This window comes from Pseudomonas sp. GW821-FHT10B02, from assembly GCF_059415665.1.
Map to the genome: position 1 here is coordinate 494,944 of NZ_JBWKNR010000002.1, position 22,525 is coordinate 517,468.

Consider the following 22,525-nt stretch of genomic DNA (forward strand, 5'->3'; position numbering starts at 1 on the left):
CTTGCCGGGTATCGCGTCAGGGGAACAAGGAGTTTCTGTATGCGTGTGCGTTGCCATTGGCTGTTGGCCCTGGGCCTGTTGGCCAGTTCGCCGGCCTGGGCGAAGAAGGTCAATCTGGATTATCACGTGCGTTTTATCCCGCAAAGTGAACAGGCCGAAGTGCGTGTGACCCTGGCCGAAGGTGCGGCCGTGCGTAGCCTGGACTTCGATCTGGGCAAGGCGGGCGCCTACAGCGACTTCAAAGCCGACGGCCAGTGGCAACTGCAAGGCGACGGCCTGCGCGGACGCTGGCAGCCAGCACCGGGCAAGAGTCAGCTGACCTACCGCGTGCGCCTGGCCCAGCGCCAGGGCAATGGCAGCTATGAAACCCGGGTGACACCTGACTGGGCGCTGTTTCGCGGTGATGATCTGGTGCCGCCGGCGCGCCTTGACCAGCAGGATGGCACCGAGCTGGTGGCACGCCTGAGTTTCGAGTTGCCCAGTGGCTGGAAGAGCGTTGAAACGCCCTGGCCACGTATCGGCAAACAGCGATTTCGCATCGACAATGTCTCGCGCCTGTTCGACCGCCCCACCGGCTGGATGATCGCCGGCACCATCGGCACCCGGCGTGCGCGTCTGGGCGAAACCGAAGTCAGCGTTGCCGCGCCTCAGGGCCAGGGTATGCGCCGGCTGGATAACCTGACCCTGTTGACCTTCGTCTGGCCACAGCTGCAGGCGGTGTTCCCGCGCAATCCGCCGAAACTGCTGCTGGTCGGCGCCCGCGATCAGCTGTGGCGCGGCACGCGGGCCGGGCACAATTCGATTTACCTGCACAGTAGCCGGCCGCTGGTCAGCGAAAATGGCTCAAGCCCTTTGCTGCGCGAGCTGGTGCATGCGTTTGCGCAGATCAATGACCGCCAGGCCAGCGACTGGATTGCCGAAAGCATCAATGAGTATTACGCCACCGAGCTGCTGCGCCGTGCGGGCGGGATCACCGAGGAGCGTTACCAGGCCCTGCAGGCCGGCCTTGAGCGTCGCGGCGCCAAGGTCAGCAGCCTGCGCGGCGAGCAGGCCGACAGCGCCATGACTGCGCGCGGTGTCCTGCTGTTGCAGGCGCTGGACCGGGAAATCCGCCTGCACACCCACAACCAGCGCTCGCTGGACGATGTCGCGCGCGCGCTGATGCGCCTGAACAGTGTCAGCACCCAGGAGTTCATCCAGCTCAGTGAAAGCGTGCTGGGCCGCGAGTCCGAAGTGCTGTCGAGCAAGCTGCTGCGCTAGTCCGGGTTATTTGAACTTCGGCCCGGAGCGGGTGTTGAGGCCTTTGGCCAGGCGGTCGTAAAGCACCACGTTGACGGTGGCGGCGAGGTTCATGCAGCCCTGGGTCGGGATGTAGATGGTTTCTTCGCACCAGGCCCGGACGCTCGGGTCAAGGGAGCCGTCTTCAGGGCCAAAGATGTAGATGGCGCGGTCCGGGTGGGTGTACTCGGGCAGCGGGCGAGCGCCGTCGACCAGTTCTACGGCCACGGGGGTACAGCCCAGGGGGATGATCTTCTGCAGATCGTCGATGCCGATCAGCGGGATGTCGTAGTGCACGCGCTTGGTGTCGGTGACGAAGTCGCGCGCGCGCTCGTACCGTTTGCCAGTGTAGAACACCGAGTTGACGCCGTAGCAACCCGCCGCGCGCATCACTGAACCGACGTTCTCCGCTGACTTGGGGTTGAACAGACCAATGCAGCTGTACCGTTTGTTCGCCACGTGCCGGGGCCCTTCGCAAAAAAGAACGCGATTATACGGGCTTGCCGGCTACCGTGGGTCAGGGGATTGCGATCAGTCTTTTTTCAGCAGGCCGGCAAGCCCGGCGAACGGGTTGTGGGTGGCCTTGGCGATGCTCGGGCTGCTGGTGGAGCCTTCGCTGAAGTACTGCTGGTCGGTGTAGCGCGAGTGCTCGTTGTCGTGGCAGTACAGGCACAGCAGCTCCCAGTTGGAGCCGTCCTGGGGGTTGTTGTCGTGGTTGTGGTCACGGTGGTGCACGGTCAGCTCGCTCAGGCGCTTGCCGGAGAACTCCCGGGCGCAACGGCCGCAGACGTGCGGGTACATTTTCAGGGCCTTGTCGCGATAGCCCATCTCCTTGTCGCGCTTGGCGTCGGCAAGGATGCGGTCGAGCCGTGCGGTGGCGGCGGCAGAGGATGAGGAACTCATGGGATTACCTTTTCTCGGGCTTGTTACGGTTATACCTGAAGTTTAGCGTGCTGGCGGTCCGTTCGGACAGGCAAACCGCTACGCTTGGGAGTAGGCTGTCAGAAGGTGTTTGAAGGAGCCTGCGCATGCGCTGCCTGACCATTGCCGCGTTGTTCTTCGCCAGCCTGCAAACGGTGCAGGCCGCCGACCTGCAGCCACGGCCCATTGCCCCGGTGCCGGGCGCACCGGGGACGGCGACCCCGACCCCTTATCCGCAGATCACCCCCAGCAGCATACCGCGCGCCGGTGATGCGCGACCGGGTTCGCCACTGCTGCCGTCGATCAAAGTGCCCGTGCCACCCAGGGATCAGCCCTTGCCCGGGCTGACGCCTGATGACAGCAAGGACAAGAAAGCCGACTAGACCTGTGACAGGCGCTGGCCGTCCTGCATGCGCAAGCGGCGCGAAAGTGCTACGGCCAGGGCGCGGATGATCTTGGCGGCAATTTTCGGCGCATCGTTGATCATCTTTTCCAGCGAGTCCTTGCCCAGGCTCAGCAGCTGGCAGTCACTGGCCGCCACGCAACTGGCCGAGCGCCGTTCGCCGTCGAGCACCGCCATTTCGCCAAAGGCCCGGCCCTTGCGCAGGGTGGCGATTTCCACCTGGCGCTGCTCGCTGTCGGTTTTGCGTACCGAGACCACGCCGTGATGGATGATGCACATGAACGTGCCGGCATCACCTTCGGCGAAGATTTCCTCACCGGTGCCGAGGGTGCTGATGCTGAAGTAACCGGCAGCGTGCTGGAAGTCGCCGGGTTGCAGCTGGTCGAACAGGCCGCAGTCCATGAGCATGTCGCGGATTTCATTATTCAGGTGGGTTGGTTCAGGCATTTGCAGTCGTTTCTTGTTGATTTGTGGTGTCTATCGCCGGCAACGCCGGCTCCCACAGGCTAAACCAATCCCTGTGGGAGCCGGCGTTGCCGGCGAATCGATGGATCAGACAACAAAAATTCCGATTTACACCAAACCCAGCACTTTAAAGACAAAAGCGTATTCCAGCGCCACATCCCGCAGCCCTTGATAGCGCCCGCTCATGCCGCCGTGTCCGGCATCCATCTCGGTCTTGAGCAGCAGCAGATTGTCGTCGGTCTTGGTCACCCGCAGCCTGGCCACCCACTTGGCCGCTTCCCAGTACTGCACGCGGCTGTCGTTGTAGCCGGCCACCACCAGCAGGGCCGGATAAGCCTGGGCTTTGACGTTCTCGTAAGGTGCATACGCCTTGATTCGCTCATACACCTCAGGCTCTTGCGGGTTGCCCCACTCGTCATATTCGGTGATGGTCAAAGGCAGGTCCGGGTCGAGCATGGTGTTGAGCACGTCGACGAACGGCACTTCGGCAATCGCCGCCTTGAACAGCTCGGGGCGCTGGTTGAGCACCGCGCCGATCAGCAGGCCGCCAGCACTGCCGCCGCTGATCGCCAGTTGCTCGGCAGAGGTCACACCCTGGGCGATCAGGTGCTCGGCACAGGCGATGAAATCGCTGAAGGTGTTGTGTTTGTGTTCCTGTTTGCCCGCCCGGTACCAGGCTTCGCCCAGTTCACCGCCGCCACGCACGTGGGCAATGGCGAAGGCTACGCCGCGATCGAGCAGGCTCAGGCGCGCATGCGAGAACCACGGGTCGAGGCTTTCGCCATAAGCGCCGTAGCCATACAGGTACAGCGGCACCGGCTTGCCCAGGTCGCTGCGGCGCTGGACCAGGCTGATCGGCACCTGGGTACCGTCACCGGCCGTGGCCCAGAGACGCTGGCTGACGTAGGCGTCGGGGTCGAAGGGGCCGAGCACCGGGGTTTCCTTGAGGACCTGCTGGGCGCCGTCGGCCAGTTCCAGCTGGCGCACCTGGGCCGGACGGTTCAGGGCCTGGTAGCGCAGACGGATGCGCGGGCTGGCAAATTCCAGGCTGTCCTGCACGTACAGGCTGTAGGCCGCATCCGGCAATTCGACCCGGTAAGGCGCAAGGCCTTGCGGGCGTACTTCGATGATCGGCAGGCCGCCTTCACGCAGGCTCAGGCTCAGGGCGCTGGCGTTCAGGCTCAGGCCTTCGAGCATCACCGTGTCACGGTGGGGCACCAGCAGTTGCCACTGCTCGCGGGCCGGTACCTGCTCACTGGCGGCCTGGTACAGGGCGAAGTTGATGCCATCCTGGTTGGTGCGGATGAACCAGCGCCACTGGCCGTCGAGCTGGCCGTGGTCGGGGAAGTATTCATGGCCTTCGACGCGTGGCGCCAGGCAGGTGAAGTCGCCGTCAGGCTGTTCGGCGTCGAGCACCCAGGCTTCACTGGTGGTCTTGCTGTTGAGCAGCAGGATCAGTTGGCGTTCGGAGCTGGAGCGGTAGCAATGCAGGAAGAAGCGCCCGTCGGTTTCTTCGAAAATCGCCTGGCAACCTTCGCGCCCGAGACGATGGCGCAGCAGCTTGTGCGGGCGGTGGGTGTCGTCCAGTTCGGCGAAGAACAGCGTCTGGTTATCGTTGGCCCAGGTCATGCTGCCGTCGCAATTGTCGAACGGCAGTTGTTCGATGGCGCCGCTGGTCAGGTCCTTGACGTACAGGGTATAGATTTCATCGCCGCTGGTATCGAGGCTGTAAGCCAGACGCTGGTGGTCGGGGCTGATGTTGAAGGCGCCGAGGGACAGGAAGCCGCCGTTGGCCAGCGGGTTGGGGTCCAGCAGCAGTTCTTCCCGGCTTTCGTCGACGGTATTGGAGTCGTCAGTCGGGCGCGGGCAGCGGTAATGGCGTGGATATTCCTCACCTGCCGAGGTGCGGCTGTAGTAGAGGTAAGGGCCCCAGGGCGAGGGTACCGACAGATCAGTCTCTTGAATCCGGCCCTTGATCTCTTCGAACAACTGTTCGCGCAATTGCGCCTGGTCGGCCAGTTGCGCCGCCTGGTAGGCATTCTCGTCGTTCAGGTACTCAATGACTTCAGGGCTGTCACGCTCCTGGAGCCAGGCATAGGGATCAGCGCCTTCGGCCTTGCGGGCAATCGGGGCGCGGGGAGCGGTGGCGTCTGCGGACATGCGGGGATCTCTTGGCTGGGGGGCGCCTGCGCGCTGAAATGTGTTTATCATAAGCGTCTATTTGCTTAGCTTGCCACGGACACCATGACCGAGAACGACTATCTGCTCGCCTGGGGCCTCTACGCCCTGGCCGCCCTGGGGTGCCTGGCGGTGGGCTTTCGCCTGACCCGCTGGATGTGGCGCTGGTTGCGCGAACCGCTGCGGGTGCTGATGGCAGTCTTGCTGCTGACCCCGACCATCATCGATCCGGTCAAGGACAAGTTCGCCCCAGCCATTGCCATTACCGCCCTCGACCTGCTGTTCAAGGTCGGCAACAACGCCTTGCGTGCCGCCGCCGACCTGGCCATGTACGGCATGATCGCCTTCGTGCTCTACGGGCTGTTCGTGGCGCTGCGCTGGCCGCTGGAAAAACGCGCCAAGGCCCGTCGCGAGCAGGCCGAAGCGGCCGCCAAGCGTGATGCCGAAGAAGCGTTGGTCGACGAGTCGTTTGCCGCCAACAGCAGTGATCGCTACCGCAACCCGCCTGAAGCACCACTGGGCGGCAATCGTTCGCGGGTCGAGCCGCGCTTGTAGGATTTGCCCGGGAGCAGTCAAGCATGTGTGAACTACTGGGCATGAGTGCCAATGTGCCGACCGACATCGTTTTCAGCTTCACCGGGCTGATGCAACGCGGTGGGCGCACGGGCCCGCACCGCGATGGCTGGGGTATCGGCTTCTACGAAGGCCGTGGCCTGCGCCTGTTCCAGGACCCGGCGGCGAGTTGCGAATCGGAAGTGGCCAACCTGGTGCAGCGTTATCCGATCAAGAGCGAGGTGGTGATCGGCCACATTCGCCAGGCCAATGTCGGTAAGGTCTGCCTGTCCAACACCCATCCGTTCGTCCGCGAGCTGTGGGGGCGCAACTGGTGTTTCGCCCATAACGGTCAGCTTGGCGAGTTTCAGGGCCAGGCCAGCTTCTATCGGCCGATTGGTGATACCGACAGCGAAGCGGCTTTCTGCGACCTGCTCAACCGCGTACGCGAGGCGTTCCCGGAGCCGGTACCGGTTGAAGTGCTGCTGCCGGTGCTGGTCGAGGCCTGCGCCGAGTACCGTAGCAAGGGCGTGTTCAACTGCCTGCTCAGCGATGGCGACTGGTTGTTCTGTTTCTGCTCGACCAAGCTTGTGCATATCACCCGCCGGGCACCGTTCGGGCCGGCGCGCCTCAAGGACGTCGACATGATCGTCGACTTCCAGGCCGAAACCACCCCCAATGACGTGGTCACGGTGATTGCCACCGAGGCGCTGACCGAGAACGAAACCTGGCAGCGCTACGAGCCCGGCCAGTGGGGCTTGTGGCGCCGTGGTGAATGTATCGCCCAGGGACAACGCTAAGGGATAGCCCATGTTCAGAAGTTATCTGCGGTTGCTGCTGTTCACCTTCGGGTTGCTGGTAGGGGTGCAGGTGCCTGGCCTGATCAATGACTACAGCCAGCGGGTCGAGGCGCACCTGCTGGAGTCTCGCGAAGGACTCAAGGGCTTCGAGGCCACCGCCAGGCGCTTCTTCAATGGCGATCTGCAGGCGCTGGTGCGTCACTATCGCAGCAGCGACGATCCGGTGTTCAACAGCGATGCCAACAGCATCGACAGTCTGCTGATCCGCAATCGCCAGTTCGAGCGCGAGTGGCAGATCCTCCAGGGCCCCTGGCTGGAGCGGACCTGGCATGTGCTGGTGCGCGCCGACAGCCAGCTGCGCGAAGAAACCCTCAACGGCTACAGCTACCAGATTCTCCTGGCCCCCGAGGCGCTGGCCTGGGGCCTGAGCTGTGCGTTGCTGCTGGCGCTGCTGGTGGAAAGCCTGTTGTTGTTGATCGGTTGGGTAGTGCTTGGCGGGCGGCGCAAACCGGTGGCGGAGAGCTGGCGCTAGACCAGCTTGATCCGCTCGGGTCCGGCATTGGCGGCGTAGCGTTCCAGCACATTGCGACACAGCGCCACCACCTCATCGACCAGCTCGACCCCGGTCTGCCAGGCCACTACCAGCTCCAGGCTCGGTGGCTGCTGCACCAGCGGCAGCAGGATCAGTTCACCCCTGGCCAGCTCTTCGCTGACCAGCGCAGGCGGCAGGGCGCCGATGCCGAAGCCGTCACGCAGCAAGCGGGTGATCGCCGCCACCGAGTTCACACAGTTCAGGCGCGGTGCGCTGACGCCTTCGGCCTGCAGCAGGCTGAGCACTTCCTGGTGCGGCCGGGAGTTTTTCGAAAAGGTCACGATGCGCTCACGGGCCAGCTCGGCGAGCGAGGCATAGTCGCGGTTGTAGATCGACTGGCTGGCGACAATCCAGCCCATCGGGTAGCGCGCCAGGTCCAGGCTGCGGATCGATTCCTGGCGTAGCAGGTCGGTTTGCAGGATCACATCGAGAAAGCCTTTTTGCAGCTGTTCGCGCAAATTGAGCGCAGTATCGGCGACCAGTTCGATTTCTACCTGCGGATAGCGCTCCATCAGTTCCGAGACCAGCGGGCTCATCCAGGTATGGATCACCGTGTCCATCACCCCCAGGCGTATCCGCCCAACCTTGGTCCGGTCGCTGTCCAGCGACTGCTTGAGCGCCTTGGCGGTGTCGAGCATCTGCTCGGCGTACTCGAGCACCTTGCTGCCCTCGGGCGTCAGACTGACCCCGCGTGAATCGCGCAGCAGCAGCTTGACCCCGAGGTCGGCCTCAAGCGCGGCGATGCGGCTGGAGATCGACGCCTGGGTGGTGAAAAGCTTTTCCGCGGTCAGGCGAAAGCTCTTGAGCCGGGCCACCCAGACAAAGGTTTCGAGGAACTTGAGGTTCATGCTGCGCTCACTGATCAAATTTTTCTTATGCCAGACCGCTGGTTTTTCTCGTTGGACGACAACCCAAGGCCATCGAAAAATGTCGGTCACGGTTGCGACAAAGATCGCCGCCTTTAAAACAATACCAACAAGCTGAGGCAACCATGAACCCATCGGGCGTGCAGCACCAGGCCAAATCCAGTTCAGTGGCCGGTCCCTTCGACTGGTACCGCAACATCAACAAACAGGAACGACGGACCTTCTGGAGCTGCAAGATCGGCTACGGCCTCGATGGCATGGACACCCAGATGCTCAGCTTCGTCATCCCCACCCTGATCATGCTGTGGGGCATCACCACCGCCGAAGCCGGGTTGATTCACACCAGCACCCTGATTGCCTCGGCGCTGGGTGGCTGGATCGCCGGCATCCTCTCCGATCGTATTGGCCGGGTCCGCACCCTGCAACTGACGGTGCTGTGGTTCGCCTTTTTCACCTTCCTCTGCGGCTTCGCCCAGAACTATGAGCAGCTGTTGATCGCCCGTACCCTGATGGGCTTCGGCTTCGGCGGGGAATGGACCGCCGGTGCAGTGCTGATCGGCGAAGTGATCCGTGCCAAGGATCGCGGCAAGGCGGTCGGCATGGTGCAGTCTGGCTGGGCCATTGGCTGGGGCCTGACGGCGATTCTCTACGCCGTGCTGTTCACCCTGCTGCCGCCTGAAGACGCCTGGCGCGCGCTGTTCCTGCTGGGTATCGTGCCTGCGGTATTCGTGATCTTCGTCCGCCGTCTGGTCAAGGACCCGGAAATCTACCGCCAGGCCAAGGCTGCGGAAAAAACCGAAGCACCGTCGCATTTCTATGAGATTTTTGCCCCCGGCATGCTCTTCACCACCATCCGTGCTTCGCTGCTGACCACTGGTGCACTCGGCGGTTACTACGCAATCACCTCCTGGCTGCCGACCTTCCTCAAGAACGAGCGCGGCCTGAGCGTGCTTGGCACCGGCGGCTACCTGGCGATGGTGATCTTCGGATCCTATGTCGGTTATGTGATCAGTGCTTATCTCACTGACCTTTTGGGGCGCAAAAAGAACTTCATCCTGTTCGCCGTGGGCTCGTTCATCATCGTCCTGCTGTATACCCAGATGCAGGTCAGCGATGGTGTGATGCTCTGGCTGGGCTTCCCGCTGGGCTTCTTCGCCTCGGGTATCTTCAGTGGCATGGGCGCTTTCCTCACCGAACTGTTTCCTACCCGCATCCGTGGCTCGGGGCAGGGCTTCTGCTACAACATCGGTCGTGCGCTGGCGGCGTTCTTCCCGCTGCTGATCGGTATGCTCAGCCAGAAGATCCCGCTGGGTCTGGGGATCGGCGCATTTGCAGCGGTGTCCTACGGGGTGGTAATCCTGGCGGCGCTGAGCCTGCCGGAAACCCGCGGCAAAGAACTTGCAGCCCAATAAGGTCGAGCCTGAAGGAGTGACAGACGTGAGCCGCCTGCTACTGAATTGCGATATGGGTGAGAGTTTCGGCAGCTGGACCATGGGCCTGGACGCCCAGGTCATGCCCTTTGTGGATTGCGCCAACATCGCCTGCGGTTTCCATGCCGGGGATCCGGGGATCATGCGCAAGACGGTGGCCCTGGCCATCGCCAGTAACGTGCGCATCGGTGCCCACCCGGCCTACCAGGACCTGGCCGGCTTCGGCCGCCGCTCCATGGCCTGCAGCGCCGAGGAAATCCGTGACCTGCTGCACTACCAGATCGGTGCGCTGGATGGCATCTGCCGTACCCAGGGCACGCGGGTTGCCTATGTAAAACCCCATGGAGCGCTGTACAACGACATGATGGCTGATCCGCTGAAACTGCGCGCTGTACTTGAGGCGGTGGCCAGCTATGACCGGCAGTTGCCGCTGATGCTCATGGCCACGGCCGACAACAGTGCGGCCCAAGCCCTGGGTGACGAGTACGGCGTTACCTTGTGGTTCGAAGCCTTTGCCGACCGCGCCTACGATGCCGCCGGTCATCTGGTCTCGCGGCGCTTGCCGGGCGCGGTGCATCACGATCCGGCGCGGATCGTCGACCAGGCCCTGCGCCTGGCCCGTGGCGAGCCATTGATTGCCGTGGACGGTAGCGAACTGCGCCTGCAGGCCCAGACCCTGTGCGTACATGGCGACAACGAAAGCTCGGTGGCGGCGGTGCAACAGATTCGCCAGGCCCTTGATGCCCTGGTGGCGTCATGAGCTACCGCATTGAAACGGTGGCCATCGACTGCCTGATGGTGCGTCTGTTCGACGCCATCGATGAAGCCAACATGCCCTGGATGCTGGCGGCCAGTCAGCGCTTGCGCGCGGTGTTCGCCGGGCAGCTGGTTGATCTGGTGCCGTCTTACACCACGCTGATGGTGCATTTCGACCTGCTGCAACTGTCGCCGGACCAGGCCCGCACCTTGATTCGAGAGGCGCTGGAAAACCTGCAGCCGGATAACGGCAGCGGCGGGCGCCAGCACGAGATTCCGGTGTGGTACGACCTGAGTGTCGGTCCGGAACTGAGCTTGCTGGCCGAGCGTTGTGCTACCTCGGTGGCTGACATCGTGCGTCGGCACAGTGAACGCGAATATCAGGTGTTCGCCCTTGGTTTCGCCCCCGGTTTTGCCTTCATGGGCCTGGTTGAAGAGGCGCTGGCCGCGCCGCGCCTGGCCACTCCGCGCAAGCGCGTGGCGGCAGGCAGTGTCGGTATCGCCGAGCGCCAGACCGCGGCCTACCCGGCGGTGTCGCCGGGTGGCTGGAACCTGATCGGCCGTACCCCGAGCAAACTCTTTGACCGTGCACGTGACGGCTACAGCCTGTTGCAACCGGGCGACCGGGTGCGCTTCGTCGCCGTAGACCGCGCTACCTTCATCAACCTGGGCGGCGACGATACCCCGCTGGAGGCCTTGGCATGAGCCGCTTGTCGATCGAGGCCAGCACACCGTTGTGCCTGTTGCAGGATGCCGGACGTTTTGGCGTGCGCCATCTGGGCGTGACCCAGGGCGGGGCGCTGGACTGGGTATCGATGCGCTGGGCCAACTGGCTGCTGGGCAACCCTGGCGAGGCTGCGGTGGTGGAAGTGACCCTGGGAGGCTTCAGTCTGGTCGCCGAGCAGGATTGCTGTCTGGCGCTGACCGGTGCCGATCTGGATGCGCGAATCGACGGTGAGCCGCTTAAACCCTGGTCCAGCTTTACCCTGAACCGAGGCCAGCGTCTGCGCCTTAACCAGCCATTGCAGGGCGCTCGCGCCTATCTGGCCGCGCCTGGAGGTTTTGTTGCGCCGCAGGTGCTGGGCAGTTGTGCCAGTGTTGTGCGTGAGGAACTGGGCGGGCTGGATGGACTGGGTTCAGCGCTGGCCAAGGGGCACCAGCTCGAATACCGCGGGACGGCGCCAGGGCTGAAAACAGTGCCTGAGGGATTGCGGCCAGACCTGACTGACAACAGCGCACTCGATCTGGTACTGGGTGCACAGATCGGCGATTTCAGCGGCATCAGCCTGTTTGAAGCGTTCAACCGTGACTGGACCCTGGACAGCCGCGCCGACCGCATGGGCATGCGTTTGCTGGGCCCTGCCTTGCAGTATCAAGGCGCGCCGATGATTTCCGAGGGGATTCCTCTGGGAGCGGTGCAGGTGCCACCGGATGGGCAGCCGATTGTGCTGCTCAATGATCGCCAGACCATTGGCGGTTATCCGCGGTTGGGGGCGTTGACGCCGTTGGCGCTGGCGCGGCTGGCGCAGTTGTTGCCGGGGAGTGTGGTCAGGTTCAAGCCAGTGGTTCAGGAGCTGGCCTGGCAGCAGCAGAGGGCATTTCTTCAGCGGTTTGTTGCCTGATCTGGCCCTATCGCCGGCAAGGCCGGCTCCCACAGTGTTTAATGCAACCTTGGACATTGTGGGAGCCGGCCTTGCCGGCGATGGGCAGCACAGCGGCCTCAAGGCCTACTTGGACAAAAACCGCATCCCTTCTTCCAACCCACGCAAGGTCAACGGATACATCCGGTCCTCGATCAACTCGCGCACGATGTTGGTCGAAGCGGTATATCCCCAGGTGTCCTTGGGGTAAGGGTTGATCCAGATAAGCTTCTTGTACTTCTCCATGAAGCGCTGCATCCACACGTAACCGGCTTCTTCGTTCCAGTGCTCGACGCTACCGCCCGGCTGGGTGATCTCGTAGGGCGCCATGGCCGCATCGCCAACGAACACCACTTTGTAGTCGGCGCCGTACTTGTGCAGCAGGTCCATGGTCGAAGTGCGCTCGGAGGTGCGGCGCATGTTGTTCTTCCACACCGACTCATAAACGAAGTTGTGGAAGTAGTAGTACTCCAGGTGCTTGAACTCGGTCTTGCAGGCCGAGAACAGCTCTTCGCAGATCTTCACGTGAGCGTCCATCGAACCGCCGATGTCGAACAGCAGCAACAACTTGACGCTGTTGCGCCGCTCCGGGCGCATCTGGATGTTGAGCAGGCCGGCATCGCGGGCGGTGTGGTCGATGGTGCCGTCGATATCCAGCTCCTCGGCCGCACCCTGGCGCGCGAACTTGCGCAAGCGGCGCAGGGCCAGCTTGATATTGCGCGTGCCCAGCTCGACCTGGTCATCGAGGTTCTTGTACTCGCGCTGGTCCCAGACCTTGACCGCCTTGCCCTGGCGCTTGCCGGCATCGCCGATGCGAATCCCTTCGGGGTTGTAGCCCCCCGAACCGAACGGGCTGGTACCGCCGGTGCCGATCCACTTGTTGCCACCGGCATGGCGTTCCTTCTGTTCTTCCAGGCGTTTCTTGAACTCTTCGATCAGCTTGTCCAGGCCACCCAGGGACTGGATCTGCGCGCGTTCCTCGTCGGTCAGCGAGCGCTCGAACTCCTTGCGCAACCAGTCTTCGGGAATCAGCGCTTCCAGGTGCCGGTCGAGGTTTTCCAGGCCCTTGAAGTAGGCGGAAAAGGCCCGGTCGAACTTGTCGAAATGGCGTTCGTCCTTGACCAGGATCGCCCGCGACAGGAAGTAGAACTCGTCCATGTCGGCAAAGGTCACCCGCTGCTTGAGGGCATTGAGCAGATCAAGCAGCTCACGCACCGATACGGGTACTTTGGCCGCGCGCATTTCATTGAACAGATTGAGCAGCATGGCAATTGCCCCCGGGCTCAGCGATTACCGCGACGGCTCATGAAGGCCAGGCGCTCGAGCAGTTGCACGTCCTGTTCGTTTTTCACCAGGGCACCGGCCAACGGCGGGATGGCCTTGGTCGGATCGCGCTCACGTAGCACGGCTTCGCCGATGTTGTCGGCCATCAGCAGCTTGAGCCAGTCGACCAGTTCCGAGGTCGACGGCTTTTTCTTCAGGCCCGGTACCTTGCGTACATCGAAGAACACGTCCAGCGCTTCGCTGACCAGGTCTTTCTTGATGTTCGGGTAGTGCACATCGACGATCTGCTGCAGGGTGTCACGGTCGGGGAAGGCGATGTAGTGGAAGAAGCAGCGGCGCAGGAAGGCGTCCGGCAGCTCTTTTTCGTTGTTCGAGGTAATGATGATGATCGGGCGCTGCTTGGCCTTGATCGTCTCGTCGATCTCGTAAACGTAGAACTCCATCCGGTCCAGTTCCTGCAACAGGTCGTTGGGGAACTCGATGTCGGCCTTGTCGATTTCGTCGATCAGCAGAATGACCCGCTCTTCGGATTCGAACGCTTCCCAGAGCTTGCCCTTCTTCAGGTAGTTGCGCACGTCGTGGACCTTGTCCACCCCCAGTTGCGAGTCACGCAGGCGGCTGACCGCATCGTACTCGTAGAGGCCCTGGTGAGCCTTGGTGGTCGACTTGATGTGCCAGGTAATCAGCTTGGCGCCAAAGGATTCGGCCAACTGTTCGGCGAGCATGGTCTTGCCGGTGCCGGGTTCGCCCTTGACCAGCAGTGGCCGTTCCAGGGTGATCGCCGCGTTGACTGCCAGTTTCAGGTCGTTGGTGGCGACGTAGGTGCTGGTGCCTTCGAACTTCATGAACCGATCCTCTAACGTAGTGCCGGGGTACATGGCCCCTGGCCGAAAAATTGTCATGCACGACTATAACGCGGGCTCTGGTCGACTGGGAACGCAGACGGCCCATTCAGTCTCTGAATGGCCCGTCACTCGGTGACTTAGTCAGACTTGGGCGGCGGCTGTTCATAACGTGCATTGAAGGCCTGAACGAAACCATTGCGCAGAATCTGCAAGAAGGCTTCGAAGGCGCTGATATCGCGCTGATGCACGCTGCCACGCAGTTCCACACGGGTGGCGAACTGGTTCTTGCGCTGATTTTTCAGCACGGTTTCCCCGCCGCCGACCAGTGCTTCCCAGATTGAGCGGAAAAAGCCTTTGTCTTCGTCTTTTACGTCCTGCTGCCAGTTGAACACATCGACGTCGCGCAATAGAGGCTTGATGTAACCGCTGAGCCGGCCTTTTTCGGCTTCGGCCTCGATCACCAGGTCACCATGGCCGGCATTGAAGTCGAACTTGCCGTAGGCACTGGCGAAGTCATTGAGCCGGCGCAGCTGGATGCCGGTGGCGCGCAGGCGGAACTGAAAGTTGTCGAAGTCGCTGAACGGATCGAAGGTGGCGCTGCTTTCCACCGCGGCATCGCCCAGCAGGCGAGCCTTGCCGGTGAAGCGGGCATCGCGGCGGCCCTTGAGGTCTTCGACGTTGGTCAGGTTGCGGATGCTGGCATCCAGTTGCGTGGCCTTGAGGTCGACCGGCGGCTTGGAGCTGAAGTTGCGAAAGGTCAGGGTGCCGTTGTCGATGCGCACTTCGTTGAGGGTGATGGGCAGCAGTTTTTCCAGCTGTTGGCGCCAGTCAGTACCTTGCCCCGTTTGGGTCGTCTGCTTGCTGGCGCCATCGACGAAGTTGAGCTCGGGGCGCACGAAGAGCACTTCGGCGACCACCGCGTGGTCATACCACAGCGCATGCCAGCTGACCGACAGGTCGATCAACGGCGCCTGGAGAAACGGCACGGGCACCTTGCCGTTGTTCTTGACGATGGTCAGGCCATTGATCTTGTACGCACCGCGCCACAACGCCAGATCGACATCTGCCAGCTGACCGCGGTAGTCGCCCATGTCGGCAAGCTTGTCGTTAAGGTAGTTGCGCACCAGCACTGGCAAGGCCAGGTGCAGGGCCAGCAGTAACAGACCAATGCTTAGCAGCCCCCACAAAGGCCAGCGGTAGCGACGTTTCATCGGTGGCAGTTCCCGGCAGGGTAGTAATCGGTTGACCCCCGTCAACGGCAGGGGTTCGCCGGATATGGACGCACTGGCGCTGCAGGCTTACCCTTGAAGTTTTCCTGCCGGTGTTTAAAAGGACGACCCCGCTATGAGCCGTATTTTTGCTGACAATGCGCATTCCATCGGCAATACGCCGCTGGTGCAGATCAACCGCATCGCCCCGCGCGGCGTGACTATCCTGGCCAAGACCGAAGGGCGTAACCCGGGTTATTCGGTCAAATGCCGGATCGGCGCGAACATGATCTGGGACGCGGAAAGCAGCGGCAGGCTCAAGCCGGGCATGACCATTGTCGAGCCGACCTCGGGCAATACCGGTATTGGCCTGGCCTTTGTTGCTGCTGCGCGTGGCTACAAACTGCTGCTGACCATGCCGGCATCGATGAGCATCGAGCGGCGCAAGGTACTCAAGGCGCTGGGCGCCGAACTGGTGTTGACCGATCCTGCCAAAGGGATGAAAGGGGCGATTGAGAAGGCCGGTGAAATCGTGGCCAGTGACACAGCCCAGTACTTCATGCCGGCCCAGTTCGATAACCCGGCCAACCCTGCGATTCACGAGAAAACCACCGGCCCGGAGATCTGGAACGATACCGACGGTGCGGTCGATGTGCTGGTTGCGGGTGTCGGCACCGGTGGCACCATCACCGGGGTGTCGCGCTACATCAAACAGACGCAGGGTAAGGCGATCCTTTCCGTGGCCGTCGAACCGCTGGCTTCGCCGGTGATCACCCAGACGATGACCGGCCAGGAGGTCAAGCCCAGCCCGCACAAGATCCAGGGCATTGGTGCCGGCTTCGTGCCAAACAACCTCGACCTGAAAATGGTCGATCAGGTCGAGCTGGTCAGTGACGAGGAGTCCAAGGTCATGGCCCTGCGCCTGATGCAGGAGGAGGGCATTCTCTGCGGGATTTCCTCCGGTGCGGCGATGGCAGCAGCGGTGCGCCTGGCGGAGAAGCCTGAAATGCAGGGCAAGACCATCGTCGTGATCCTGCCCGATTCCGGGGAGCGCTACCTCTCGAGCATGCTCTTCAGCGACCTGTTCACCGACCAGGAGAACCAGCAGTAAAGCGCTTTGGCGCTGATCAAGAGCAATAATCAGCGCCGGGCACTGTTGCACAATCCTTAATACTGAATGCTGGCAACGGTTATTTTTACCGTTGCCAGATCGGTTTATGATGTTTGATTAATCCGGCAGCAATGGCTTGATCGAAATTCCAAGGAGTGTTGCATGACTGTTTCTTTAGTCGCCAAGGCAGGTGTATTGCTGATGTTTTTCGGCAGCACGTTGTATGTGCACCTGCGCGGCAAGGCGCGCTTGCCGATGTTGCGCCAGTTCGTCAACCATTCGGCGCTGTTCGCCCCCTATAACGCCTTGATGTACCTGTTTTCCGGCGTGCCCTCCAAACCCTACCTGGACCGCAGCCGCTTTCCCGAGCTCGATGTACTCAAGGACAACTGGGAAGTTATCCGCGAAGAGGCCATGCACCTGTTCGACGAGGGTTACATCCGCGCCGCCGAGAAAGACAACGACGCCGGTTTCGGTTCGTTCTTCAAGAAGGGCTGGAAGCGTTTCTACCTGAAGTGGTACGACAAAGCGCTGCCATCGGCGCAAGCGCTGTGCCCGAAGACCGTCGAGCTGGTCAACAGCATCCCCAACGTCAAGGGCGCGATGTTTGCGTTGCTGCCGGGGGGGAGTCACCTCAACCCGCACCGTGACCCGTTCGCCGGCTCCCTGCGTTATCACCTCGGCCTGTCGACGCCAAACTCCGACAACTGCCGGATCTACGTCGATGGCCAGGCTTATGCGTGGCGCGACGGCGAAGACGTGATGTTCGATGAAACCTATGTGCACTGGGTGAAGAACGAAACCGAGACTACCCGGGTGATCCTCTTCTGTGATGTCGAGCGTCCGCTCAACAGTCCGCTGATGACCCGCATCAACCGCAAGGTCAGCGCCTTCCTTGGCCGCGCCACCGCGCCGCAGAACACTGATGACGAGCGCGTCGGCGGGATCAACCGGGCCTATGCCTGGAGCAAGCGCTTCAGCAATGTGATCAGCGGCCAGGTCAAACAGTTCAAGCGTGCCAATCCCAAGGCCTACCGGGTGTTGCGTCCGGTGCTGGCGGTGGTGGTGGCTTATCTGCTGTATCACTGGTTGTTTTGAACCTTGATCACCGGCAAGGCCAGCTCCCACAAGGACTGTAGGCACTGATCCATTGTGGGAGCCGGCCTTGCCGGCGATCAAGGCACCACTGACTTGCATGCCAGAATCACTCTGGCTATAGTCAGACCCACTTCACCTCACCGAAGACCTGCTCATGCCAGCTTCCCCACTCAGCACCGTATTCGCTACCGCGCCCGACGCGGTGGTAGTCGTGCGTGGGAATCAGCAGCCGGCCATGATCAGTCACTACCCACCACCTGTCAGTAGCGTGGTTGTGTGCGTTGTCGCACCACCAGGCGTGGTAGTGCTGGGCTAAGCGGCCAACCGCTGCGTCCCGACACACCTGCACCCTACTGAATACGGTTGGCTGCCCCCTGCGGGCAGCGCCGTTCGGCTTATCTGCCCGAATTACAGGTGGCATTCATGTTTGCTCTATCGAAAGAATCCGTGGCCTCGGCGGCCACCACCAGCCTGTTCGTCCTGCTCTGGAGTAGCGGGGCGATCGTCTCCAAACTGGGCCTGGCCCATGCCAGTCCCTTTGCTTTCCTGCTGATGCGTTCAGCCCTGGCCCTGTGCGGTCTGTTGCTGCTCGCACCGTTGCTCAAACTTCGCTGGCCGCGCGGGCGGGCGGCGGTGCTGCAAGCGCTGGCCACCGGTTGCGTGTTGCTCGGTGCCTACCAGATCTTCTACCTGCTGGCGCTGAACACCCAGGTCACCCCCGGCGTCATGGCCACGGTCATGGGCGTGCAGCCTATCCTCACGGTGGTGTTGATGGAGCGTCAGCGTTCCTGGAGCCGTTTGTTTGGTCTTGGCCTGGGCTTGAGCGGGCTGATCATGGTGGTCTATCAGGGGATCAATCTGGGAGGGATTTCCCTGATGGGGATGCTCTTTGCACTGCTGGCGCTGGCGAGCATGACCTTCGGCTCGATCATGCAGAAACGCATCACCAGCAACCCCATGGGCACCTTGCCGCTGCAGTACATCGCCGGGTTGCTGATGTGTGCGGTGTTTGCGCCGTTGCAGCCGCTGCATGTCGAGCTGACCGGCAGTTTCATCGGCGCTTTGCTGTGGATGGGGCTGGTGGTCTCGTTGCTGGCGACGCTGCTGCTGTACCGGCTGATTGCCAGGGGCAACCTGGTCAATGTCACCAGCCTGTTCTACCTGGTGCCCGCGGTGACGGCGGTCATGGACTACCTGATCTTCGGTAACCGTCTGGCGGCGTTGAGCCTGTTGGGTATGGGACTGATCGTGATCGGCCTGCTGTTTGTGTTCCGCAAGCCAGCGGCTGCAGCGGCGCAACTTCAGGCTGATTGAGATCCGCTACATCGCGGGGCAAGCCCGCTCCTACCGACCCGGTGGGAGCGGGCTTGCTCCGCGATCAGGCGCGAACCGAGGCGGGCTTGAGCACCAACCACAACGCCACAGCAATCAACACCCCGCCATACAGATGCGCCATCGACAGCGGCTCGTCCAGCAGCCAGGCACCCCAGAGCACCCCGAACGCCGGGATCATGAAGGTCACGGTGCTGGCCTTGACCGGGCCGATTTCGCTCAGCAGGCGAAAGTACAGAATGTAGGCAAACGCGGTACACACCAGGCCCAGGCCCAGCAGCGACAGCCACACCTCCCAGCCGCCCCAGCTCGCCAGTGGCTGGGTGACCACGCTGTAAGCAAACAACGGCAACAGCAGCAAGGTCGCCCCCATCATGCTGCCCAGGGCCGACAGCCGGCTGTCGAGGCCGCCCTGATGATCGAGCCAGCGGCGCGCAAGAAAGCCGGCAAAGCCGTAGCAGGTGGTCGCCGCCAGGCATGAAATGGCCCCTTGCAGCAGCTTGTGGTCAAACGCCACCGGGCCCGCACCGCTGAGAATGCCGACACCGAACAATCCAAGGAAAATGCCGCTGAGCTTGGCCAGGGTCATCGGTTCACGGAAGAACAACGCACCAATCAGCACGCCCATCAGTGGCGTGGTGGCATTGAAGATTGCCGAGTAACCGGCCGGCAGCACCTGGGCCGCCACCGAATACAGCGTGGCCGGAATCCCCGAGTTGATCATGCCCAGCACCAGGCAGGCCTTGAGCTTGCCGTTGAAATCCCAGCGCACCCGCAGTAGGGCGAGCATCACCAGCAGGCCAAGGCAGGCGATCGACACCCGGAAGAAGGCGGTGGGCAGGGTGCCGAGCACCGGCGCGATGATGCGCATGAACAGAAAGCTGGCCCCCCACACAGCGGCAAGAATCAACAGGCGGGTAATGGCGATGGGGCTCATGGGGCTCTCCGGGTCCTTTGGGGCGGGGCGCGAGTTTACGTTACAACGCAGGCTGCGCTCTCTCCCTTTCTTGCGTTGAAATTCGCCAGTCGGTGAGATTGGCCGATACAGCCGTGTCGCCAGGCTTTCCCTGCCATCGGCGACTGGCTAAGCTCAGGCTTCGACATTCCCGCAGAGGTCTGATGTATGCCCCAGCACTGGCCGGCCGCCGATATCGCCCGGATGATCCTCGATGGCTTCGACGATTACCGTGAGCATTTTCGCCAGATCACCATCGGTGCCCGCGCCCGCTTCGAGCAGGCTCAGTGGCAACAGACCCAGAGCGCCTCGGCGGCGCGGATCAACCTCTACGAGGAAAAGGTCAGCGAAGTCAGTGCCTGGTTGCATCAGGCATTCGACGCCGAGGTGTTGCTGGAGGTGGCGCAGTGGCCGCTGGTCAAAAGCGCGTACATCGGCCTGATCGACCCGCGTCTGGACGATGAGCTCTCCGAGACCTGGTACAACTCGATCTTCTGCAGCCTGTTCAGCCATGACCTGATCAGCGATGGCTGCATGTTCATCCATACCACCCGGCCTTCGTTGCGTAGCCACGAGCGCGCGGCCCAGACGCGGACCTACCGGCCACAGGGCGGCCTGGCCAGTGTGCTGGCGCAAGTCTTCGACGATTATTGCTTCGACGTGGCCTATGGCGACCTTGCCGGCGACCTGGCCCGGCTCGAAGGGCAACTGCGCGAAAACCTGCCGGACTGGGTGTGCAAGGATCCAGCGCTGGCGGTTGAGTTGTTTACGCCGGTGTTGTACCGCAACAAAGGTGCCTACCTGGTCGGGCGCCTGTACACCCAGGATGAGCAGTGGCCGTTGGTGATCCCCTTGCTGCACCGCGAAGGCCACGGCATCGAGATCGACGCGCTGATCACCGATGAGGCCGAGGTGTCGATCATCTTTTCCTTCACCCGTTCCTATTTCATGGTCGATGTGCCGGTGCCAGCCGACTTTGTCAGCTTTCTCAAGCGCATCCTGCCGGGCAAGCACATTGCCGAGCTGTACACTTCGATTGGCTTCTACAAACATGGCAAGTCGGAATTCTACCGGGCCCTGATCAATCACCTGGCCAGCACCGACGACCGCTTCATCATGGCGCCCGGCGTACGTGGCATGGTCATGAGCGTATTCACCCTGCCGGGCTTCAACACCGTGTTCAAGATCATCAAGGACCGTTTTTCGCCGTCCAAGAGCGTCGACCGTGCCACGGTGATCGAGAAGTACCGCCTGGTGAAAAGCGTTGACCGGGTCGGGCGCATGGCCGATACCCAGGAGTTTTCCGACTTTCGTTTCCCCTTGAGCAAATTCGAACCCGAGTGCCTGGCCGAGCTGCTGGAGGTGGCGCCTTCGACGGTGCAGGTGGAAGGCGACACCGTGCTGGTGCGCCACTGCTGGACCGAACGGAGGATGACCCCGCTCAACCTCTACCTGGATAACGCCAACGACGCTCAGGTGCGTGAAGCGCTGGAAGACTACGGTCTGGCCATCAAGCAGCTGGCGGCGGCGAATATCTTTCCTGGCGACATGTTGTTGAAGAACTTCGGCGTTACCCGGCATGGTCGTGTGGTGTTCTACGACTATGACGAAATCTGTTTTCTCACTGAGGTCAATTTTCGCTACATCCCGCCACCGCGTTATCCCGAGGACGAAATGTCCGGCGAGCCGTGGTATTCGATTGGTCCGCATGACGTGTTTCCCGAAGAGTTTCCGCCGTTCCTGTTTGCCGACAGCGGGCAGCGCCGGCTGTTCAGCCAGTTGCATGGTGAGTTGTACGATGCCGATTACTGGAAGAGCCTGCAGGAGGCGATTCGCGGCGGTAAGGTGATCGATGTGTTCCCTTACCGGCGCAAGGCTCGGGAGTGTTGAGCAGTATCGCGGGGCAAGCCCGCTCCCACTGGGCTAACCCTGCATGCACTTGAGCTGACTGAAGTCCTTGCGCACCTGGCTCAGCTTCTGTTCCAGGTGCTGGCGCTGCTGTTCACTGCTCTGGGCCATGATGTCGACCAGCAGACGCCGGGCTTCTCGTTCAGCGCGCTGGTTAACCTGACGATACTCCGGGGTCCACAGGCTTTCGCGGTTTTTCAGCAGTTGTTCAAGGCGTGGCTCGAAACTGGCGCTTTGGCGTTGTTCCATGGCCTCGCTGAAATGCGCCTGCCAGTTCGCCCGGTTGGCGATCGATTGACGGTTCTGTTCACCCAGACCTTGCGACCAGGTCATGATGCGCACCTGTTGCTGCGGGCTTAACTCGCCCAGCCAGGGGGTCAAACGCTTTTCCATGCGCTCGGCACGCGCCTGGATCTGCCGGGCCAGGGGTGTTTTGACGAACTTGGCCTGGCGCTCGCGAATGTCTTCAGTAAAGGCCTGGCGCATCTCGCGCACCTGCTCATCGTCCATGGCCCTGAGCAACTGCGCCGCGGAAGGGGTGATCTGATCCGCGACCTTGGCGATGGCCTGTTTGGCTTGCTGTGTGCGGACCTGCAGTTGCTGCTCGGTGACCTGGCCGCTGGCGACCATCTGTCGGACTTCATCGATCCAGGTCAGGTACCCCGGCAGTTGCGTACGGCAATGCCAGGCCAGGTGCTGTTTCAGGCGCTGGTTGAGCCAGGTCTTTTGCTGGCGGTTCATGTTCAGGTAGTCGTTCAGCGTCCAGGGCACCAGTACATCGAGGTTGCGGTAGGCCAGGTCGATGCGGCTGCAGGCCACGGCCAGCAGGGCAGGCACGAGCAGGAACAGGCAGGGGCGCAGGTACTTGCACAGGCAGGCGTACATGAGCGAATCCTTGCAGTG

24 protein-coding genes are annotated in these 22,525 nt (G+C 62.1%); 14 read left to right on the forward strand and 10 right to left on the reverse strand.

The annotated features are described in order from the left end of the window. Positions 1–45 precede the first annotated feature (45 nt). Positions 46–1,260 (forward strand): hypothetical protein, encoded by a 1,215-nt coding sequence (locus tag AC07OF_RS05315; RefSeq protein ID WP_495072653.1) that lies wholly within the window; start codon positions 46–48, stop codon positions 1,258–1,260. Positions 1,261–1,266: 6 nt separating this feature from the next. Here AC07OF_RS05315 and AC07OF_RS05320 read toward each other — a convergent pair whose 3' ends face one another. Together AC07OF_RS05320 and AC07OF_RS05325 are read right to left on the reverse strand one after the other, a co-directional pair. Continuing rightward, on the reverse strand, positions 1,267–1,737 hold the full coding sequence (locus AC07OF_RS05320) for an RNA methyltransferase (RefSeq protein ID WP_038613734.1): 471 nt from the start codon (positions 1,735–1,737) through the stop codon (positions 1,267–1,269). 72 nt (positions 1,738–1,809) lie between these two features. Further along, positions 1,810–2,181 carry a YajD family HNH nuclease gene (locus AC07OF_RS05325; protein ID WP_038613732.1) on the reverse strand — a complete coding sequence of 124 codons (372 nt, stop codon included), beginning with the start codon at positions 2,179–2,181 and terminating at the stop codon, positions 1,810–1,812. 125 nt (positions 2,182–2,306) lie between these two features. On the opposite strand from AC07OF_RS05325, the gene AC07OF_RS05330 reads away from it, so the two are divergent. Then, positions 2,307–2,582 carry a hypothetical protein gene (locus AC07OF_RS05330; RefSeq protein ID WP_038613729.1) on the forward strand — a complete coding sequence of 92 codons (276 nt, stop codon included), beginning with the start codon at positions 2,307–2,309 and terminating at the stop codon, positions 2,580–2,582. Here the strand turns inward: AC07OF_RS05330 and AC07OF_RS05335 are convergent. Together AC07OF_RS05335 and AC07OF_RS05340 are read right to left on the reverse strand one after the other, a co-directional pair. After that, entirely contained in the window at positions 2,579–3,049 is a 471-nt protein-coding gene (locus tag AC07OF_RS05335) for a cyclic nucleotide-binding domain-containing protein (protein WP_038613727.1), read from the reverse strand. The two genes, AC07OF_RS05330 and AC07OF_RS05335, sit on opposite strands and share 4 nt — an antisense overlap. Positions 3,050–3,175: 126 nt before the next feature. Beyond that, entirely contained in the window at positions 3,176–5,227 is a 2,052-nt protein-coding gene (locus AC07OF_RS05340) for a S9 family peptidase (RefSeq protein WP_495072640.1), read from the reverse strand. A gap of 84 nt (positions 5,228–5,311) precedes the next feature. Here AC07OF_RS05340 and AC07OF_RS05345 point away from each other — a divergent pair, with 84 nt between their 5' ends. The 3 genes from AC07OF_RS05345 to AC07OF_RS05355 are packed head-to-tail and all read left to right on the forward strand — an operon-like array spanning position 5,312 to position 7,129. Next, on the forward strand, positions 5,312–5,800 hold the full coding sequence (locus AC07OF_RS05345; RefSeq protein ID WP_157193633.1) for an MFS transporter: 489 nt from the start codon (positions 5,312–5,314) through the stop codon (positions 5,798–5,800). A 23-nt stretch (positions 5,801–5,823) separates the two neighbouring features. Continuing rightward, complete coding sequence (locus tag AC07OF_RS05350) at positions 5,824–6,597, forward strand: class II glutamine amidotransferase (protein ID WP_157193632.1); 774 nt, start codon at positions 5,824–5,826, stop codon at positions 6,595–6,597. A 10-nt stretch (positions 6,598–6,607) separates the two neighbouring features. After that, positions 6,608–7,129, forward strand: coding sequence for a DUF2937 family protein (locus AC07OF_RS05355; protein ID WP_038613718.1), 522 nt, complete (start codon positions 6,608–6,610; stop codon positions 7,127–7,129). Here the strand turns inward: AC07OF_RS05355 and AC07OF_RS05360 are convergent. Continuing rightward, on the reverse strand, positions 7,126–8,037 hold the full coding sequence (locus tag AC07OF_RS05360; protein WP_157193631.1) for a LysR family transcriptional regulator: 912 nt from the start codon (positions 8,035–8,037) through the stop codon (positions 7,126–7,128). The two genes, AC07OF_RS05355 and AC07OF_RS05360, sit on opposite strands and share 4 nt — an antisense overlap. A 143-nt stretch (positions 8,038–8,180) precedes the next feature. Here AC07OF_RS05360 and AC07OF_RS05365 point away from each other — a divergent pair, with 143 nt between their 5' ends. Genes AC07OF_RS05365 through AC07OF_RS05380 form a run of 4 tightly spaced genes read left to right on the forward strand, consistent with a single transcriptional unit; the run spans position 8,181 to position 11,863 of the window. Continuing rightward, positions 8,181–9,467, forward strand: a complete 1,287-nt coding sequence (locus AC07OF_RS05365; RefSeq protein WP_157193630.1) for an MFS transporter — start codon at positions 8,181–8,183, stop codon at positions 9,465–9,467. A gap of 25 nt (positions 9,468–9,492) precedes the next feature. Beyond that, positions 9,493–10,245: a 5-oxoprolinase subunit PxpA gene (locus AC07OF_RS05370; RefSeq protein ID WP_157193629.1), complete on the forward strand. Its 753-nt coding sequence runs from the start codon at positions 9,493–9,495 to the stop codon at positions 10,243–10,245. Next, a complete protein-coding gene (gene pxpB / locus AC07OF_RS05375; RefSeq protein WP_157193628.1) occupies positions 10,242–10,946 on the forward strand; it encodes a 5-oxoprolinase subunit PxpB in 705 nt (234 codons plus the stop codon). The genes AC07OF_RS05370 and pxpB overlap by 4 nt, the downstream gene beginning before the upstream one ends. Continuing rightward, complete coding sequence (locus AC07OF_RS05380; RefSeq protein WP_476445878.1) at positions 10,943–11,863, forward strand: 5-oxoprolinase subunit C family protein; 921 nt, start codon at positions 10,943–10,945, stop codon at positions 11,861–11,863. Before pxpB ends, AC07OF_RS05380 begins: the two co-directional genes overlap by 4 nt. A gap of 105 nt (positions 11,864–11,968) precedes the next feature. On the opposite strand, the gene AC07OF_RS05385 is transcribed toward AC07OF_RS05380, so the two are convergent. The 3 genes from AC07OF_RS05385 to AC07OF_RS05395 form a co-directional block, all read right to left on the reverse strand. Next, a complete protein-coding gene (locus AC07OF_RS05385) occupies positions 11,969–13,147 on the reverse strand; it encodes a vWA domain-containing protein (protein WP_157193626.1) in 1,179 nt (392 codons plus the stop codon). Positions 13,148–13,164: 17 nt separating this feature from the next. Further along, a complete protein-coding gene (locus AC07OF_RS05390) occupies positions 13,165–14,010 on the reverse strand; it encodes an AAA family ATPase (RefSeq protein ID WP_157193625.1) in 846 nt (281 codons plus the stop codon). Between the two features lie 137 nt (positions 14,011–14,147). Further along, a complete protein-coding gene (locus AC07OF_RS05395; RefSeq protein WP_157193624.1) occupies positions 14,148–15,221 on the reverse strand; it encodes a DUF748 domain-containing protein in 1,074 nt (357 codons plus the stop codon). 133 nt (positions 15,222–15,354) lie between these two features. Here AC07OF_RS05395 and cysK point away from each other — a divergent pair, with 133 nt between their 5' ends. The 4 genes from cysK (at position 15,355) to AC07OF_RS05415 (ending at position 18,741) form a co-directional block, all read left to right on the forward strand. Further along, entirely contained in the window at positions 15,355–16,329 is a 975-nt protein-coding gene (gene cysK, locus AC07OF_RS05400; RefSeq protein WP_157193623.1) for a cysteine synthase A, read from the forward strand. A gap of 162 nt (positions 16,330–16,491) precedes the next feature. Beyond that, positions 16,492–17,427 carry an aspartyl/asparaginyl beta-hydroxylase domain-containing protein gene (locus tag AC07OF_RS05405; protein ID WP_157193622.1) on the forward strand — a complete coding sequence of 312 codons (936 nt, stop codon included), beginning with the start codon at positions 16,492–16,494 and terminating at the stop codon, positions 17,425–17,427. A 154-nt stretch (positions 17,428–17,581) separates the two neighbouring features. Continuing rightward, on the forward strand, positions 17,582–17,743 hold the full coding sequence (locus tag AC07OF_RS05410) for a hypothetical protein (protein WP_198325376.1): 162 nt from the start codon (positions 17,582–17,584) through the stop codon (positions 17,741–17,743). Between the two features lie 107 nt (positions 17,744–17,850). After that, positions 17,851–18,741, forward strand: coding sequence for a DMT family transporter (locus AC07OF_RS05415; protein WP_476445876.1), 891 nt, complete (start codon positions 17,851–17,853; stop codon positions 18,739–18,741). 64 nt (positions 18,742–18,805) lie between these two features. On the opposite strand, the gene AC07OF_RS05420 is transcribed toward AC07OF_RS05415, so the two are convergent. Continuing rightward, complete coding sequence (locus tag AC07OF_RS05420) at positions 18,806–19,696, reverse strand: DMT family transporter (protein ID WP_157193620.1); 891 nt, start codon at positions 19,694–19,696, stop codon at positions 18,806–18,808. Between the two features lie 186 nt (positions 19,697–19,882). Between AC07OF_RS05420 and aceK the strand changes: the two genes are divergently transcribed. Further along, complete coding sequence (aceK, locus tag AC07OF_RS05425; protein WP_495072641.1) at positions 19,883–21,604, forward strand: bifunctional isocitrate dehydrogenase kinase/phosphatase; 1,722 nt, start codon at positions 19,883–19,885, stop codon at positions 21,602–21,604. Positions 21,605–21,637: 33 nt separating this feature from the next. Here aceK and AC07OF_RS05430 read toward each other — a convergent pair whose 3' ends face one another. Continuing rightward, the gene (locus AC07OF_RS05430; protein ID WP_157193618.1) at positions 21,638–22,507 is read right to left on the reverse strand and encodes a DUF6279 family lipoprotein; all 870 of its coding nucleotides are present in this window, start codon (positions 22,505–22,507) and stop codon (positions 21,638–21,640) included. Positions 22,508–22,525: the final 18 nt, after the last annotated feature.

What these genes read in the sequence shown, in the direction of transcription:
- cysK (WP_157193623.1), top strand. Translation starts at nt 15,355, where the DNA reads ATGAGCCGTATTTTTGCTGACAATGCGCATTCCATCGGCAATACGCCG.
- AC07OF_RS05395 (WP_157193624.1), bottom strand. Translation starts at nt 15,221, where the DNA reads ATGAAACGTCGCTACCGCTGGCCTTTGTGGGGGCTGCTAAGCATTGGT.
- AC07OF_RS05350 (WP_157193632.1), top strand. Translation starts at nt 5,824, where the DNA reads ATGTGTGAACTACTGGGCATGAGTGCCAATGTGCCGACCGACATCGTT.
- AC07OF_RS05390 (WP_157193625.1), bottom strand. Translation starts at nt 14,010, where the DNA reads ATGAAGTTCGAAGGCACCAGCACCTACGTCGCCACCAACGACCTGAAA.
- AC07OF_RS05360 (WP_157193631.1), bottom strand. Translation starts at nt 8,037, where the DNA reads ATGAACCTCAAGTTCCTCGAAACCTTTGTCTGGGTGGCCCGGCTCAAG.
- AC07OF_RS05335 (WP_038613727.1), bottom strand. Translation starts at nt 3,049, where the DNA reads ATGCCTGAACCAACCCACCTGAATAATGAAATCCGCGACATGCTCATG.
- AC07OF_RS05415 (WP_476445876.1), top strand. Translation starts at nt 17,851, where the DNA reads ATGTTTGCTCTATCGAAAGAATCCGTGGCCTCGGCGGCCACCACCAGC.
- pxpB (WP_157193628.1), top strand. Translation starts at nt 10,242, where the DNA reads ATGAGCTACCGCATTGAAACGGTGGCCATCGACTGCCTGATGGTGCGT.
- AC07OF_RS05340 (WP_495072640.1), bottom strand. Translation starts at nt 5,227, where the DNA reads ATGTCCGCAGACGCCACCGCTCCCCGCGCCCCGATTGCCCGCAAGGCC.
- AC07OF_RS05420 (WP_157193620.1), bottom strand. Translation starts at nt 19,696, where the DNA reads ATGAGCCCCATCGCCATTACCCGCCTGTTGATTCTTGCCGCTGTGTGG.
- AC07OF_RS05405 (WP_157193622.1), top strand. Translation starts at nt 16,492, where the DNA reads ATGACTGTTTCTTTAGTCGCCAAGGCAGGTGTATTGCTGATGTTTTTC.
- aceK (WP_495072641.1), top strand. Translation starts at nt 19,883, where the DNA reads ATGCCCCAGCACTGGCCGGCCGCCGATATCGCCCGGATGATCCTCGAT.
- AC07OF_RS05325 (WP_038613732.1), bottom strand. Translation starts at nt 2,181, where the DNA reads ATGAGTTCCTCATCCTCTGCCGCCGCCACCGCACGGCTCGACCGCATC.
- AC07OF_RS05345 (WP_157193633.1), top strand. Translation starts at nt 5,312, where the DNA reads ATGACCGAGAACGACTATCTGCTCGCCTGGGGCCTCTACGCCCTGGCC.
- AC07OF_RS05355 (WP_038613718.1), top strand. Translation starts at nt 6,608, where the DNA reads ATGTTCAGAAGTTATCTGCGGTTGCTGCTGTTCACCTTCGGGTTGCTG.
- AC07OF_RS05380 (WP_476445878.1), top strand. Translation starts at nt 10,943, where the DNA reads ATGAGCCGCTTGTCGATCGAGGCCAGCACACCGTTGTGCCTGTTGCAG.
- AC07OF_RS05330 (WP_038613729.1), top strand. Translation starts at nt 2,307, where the DNA reads ATGCGCTGCCTGACCATTGCCGCGTTGTTCTTCGCCAGCCTGCAAACG.
- AC07OF_RS05430 (WP_157193618.1), bottom strand. Translation starts at nt 22,507, where the DNA reads ATGTACGCCTGCCTGTGCAAGTACCTGCGCCCCTGCCTGTTCCTGCTC.
- AC07OF_RS05365 (WP_157193630.1), top strand. Translation starts at nt 8,181, where the DNA reads ATGAACCCATCGGGCGTGCAGCACCAGGCCAAATCCAGTTCAGTGGCC.
- AC07OF_RS05385 (WP_157193626.1), bottom strand. Translation starts at nt 13,147, where the DNA reads ATGCTGCTCAATCTGTTCAATGAAATGCGCGCGGCCAAAGTACCCGTA.
- AC07OF_RS05410 (WP_198325376.1), top strand. Translation starts at nt 17,582, where the DNA reads ATGCCAGCTTCCCCACTCAGCACCGTATTCGCTACCGCGCCCGACGCG.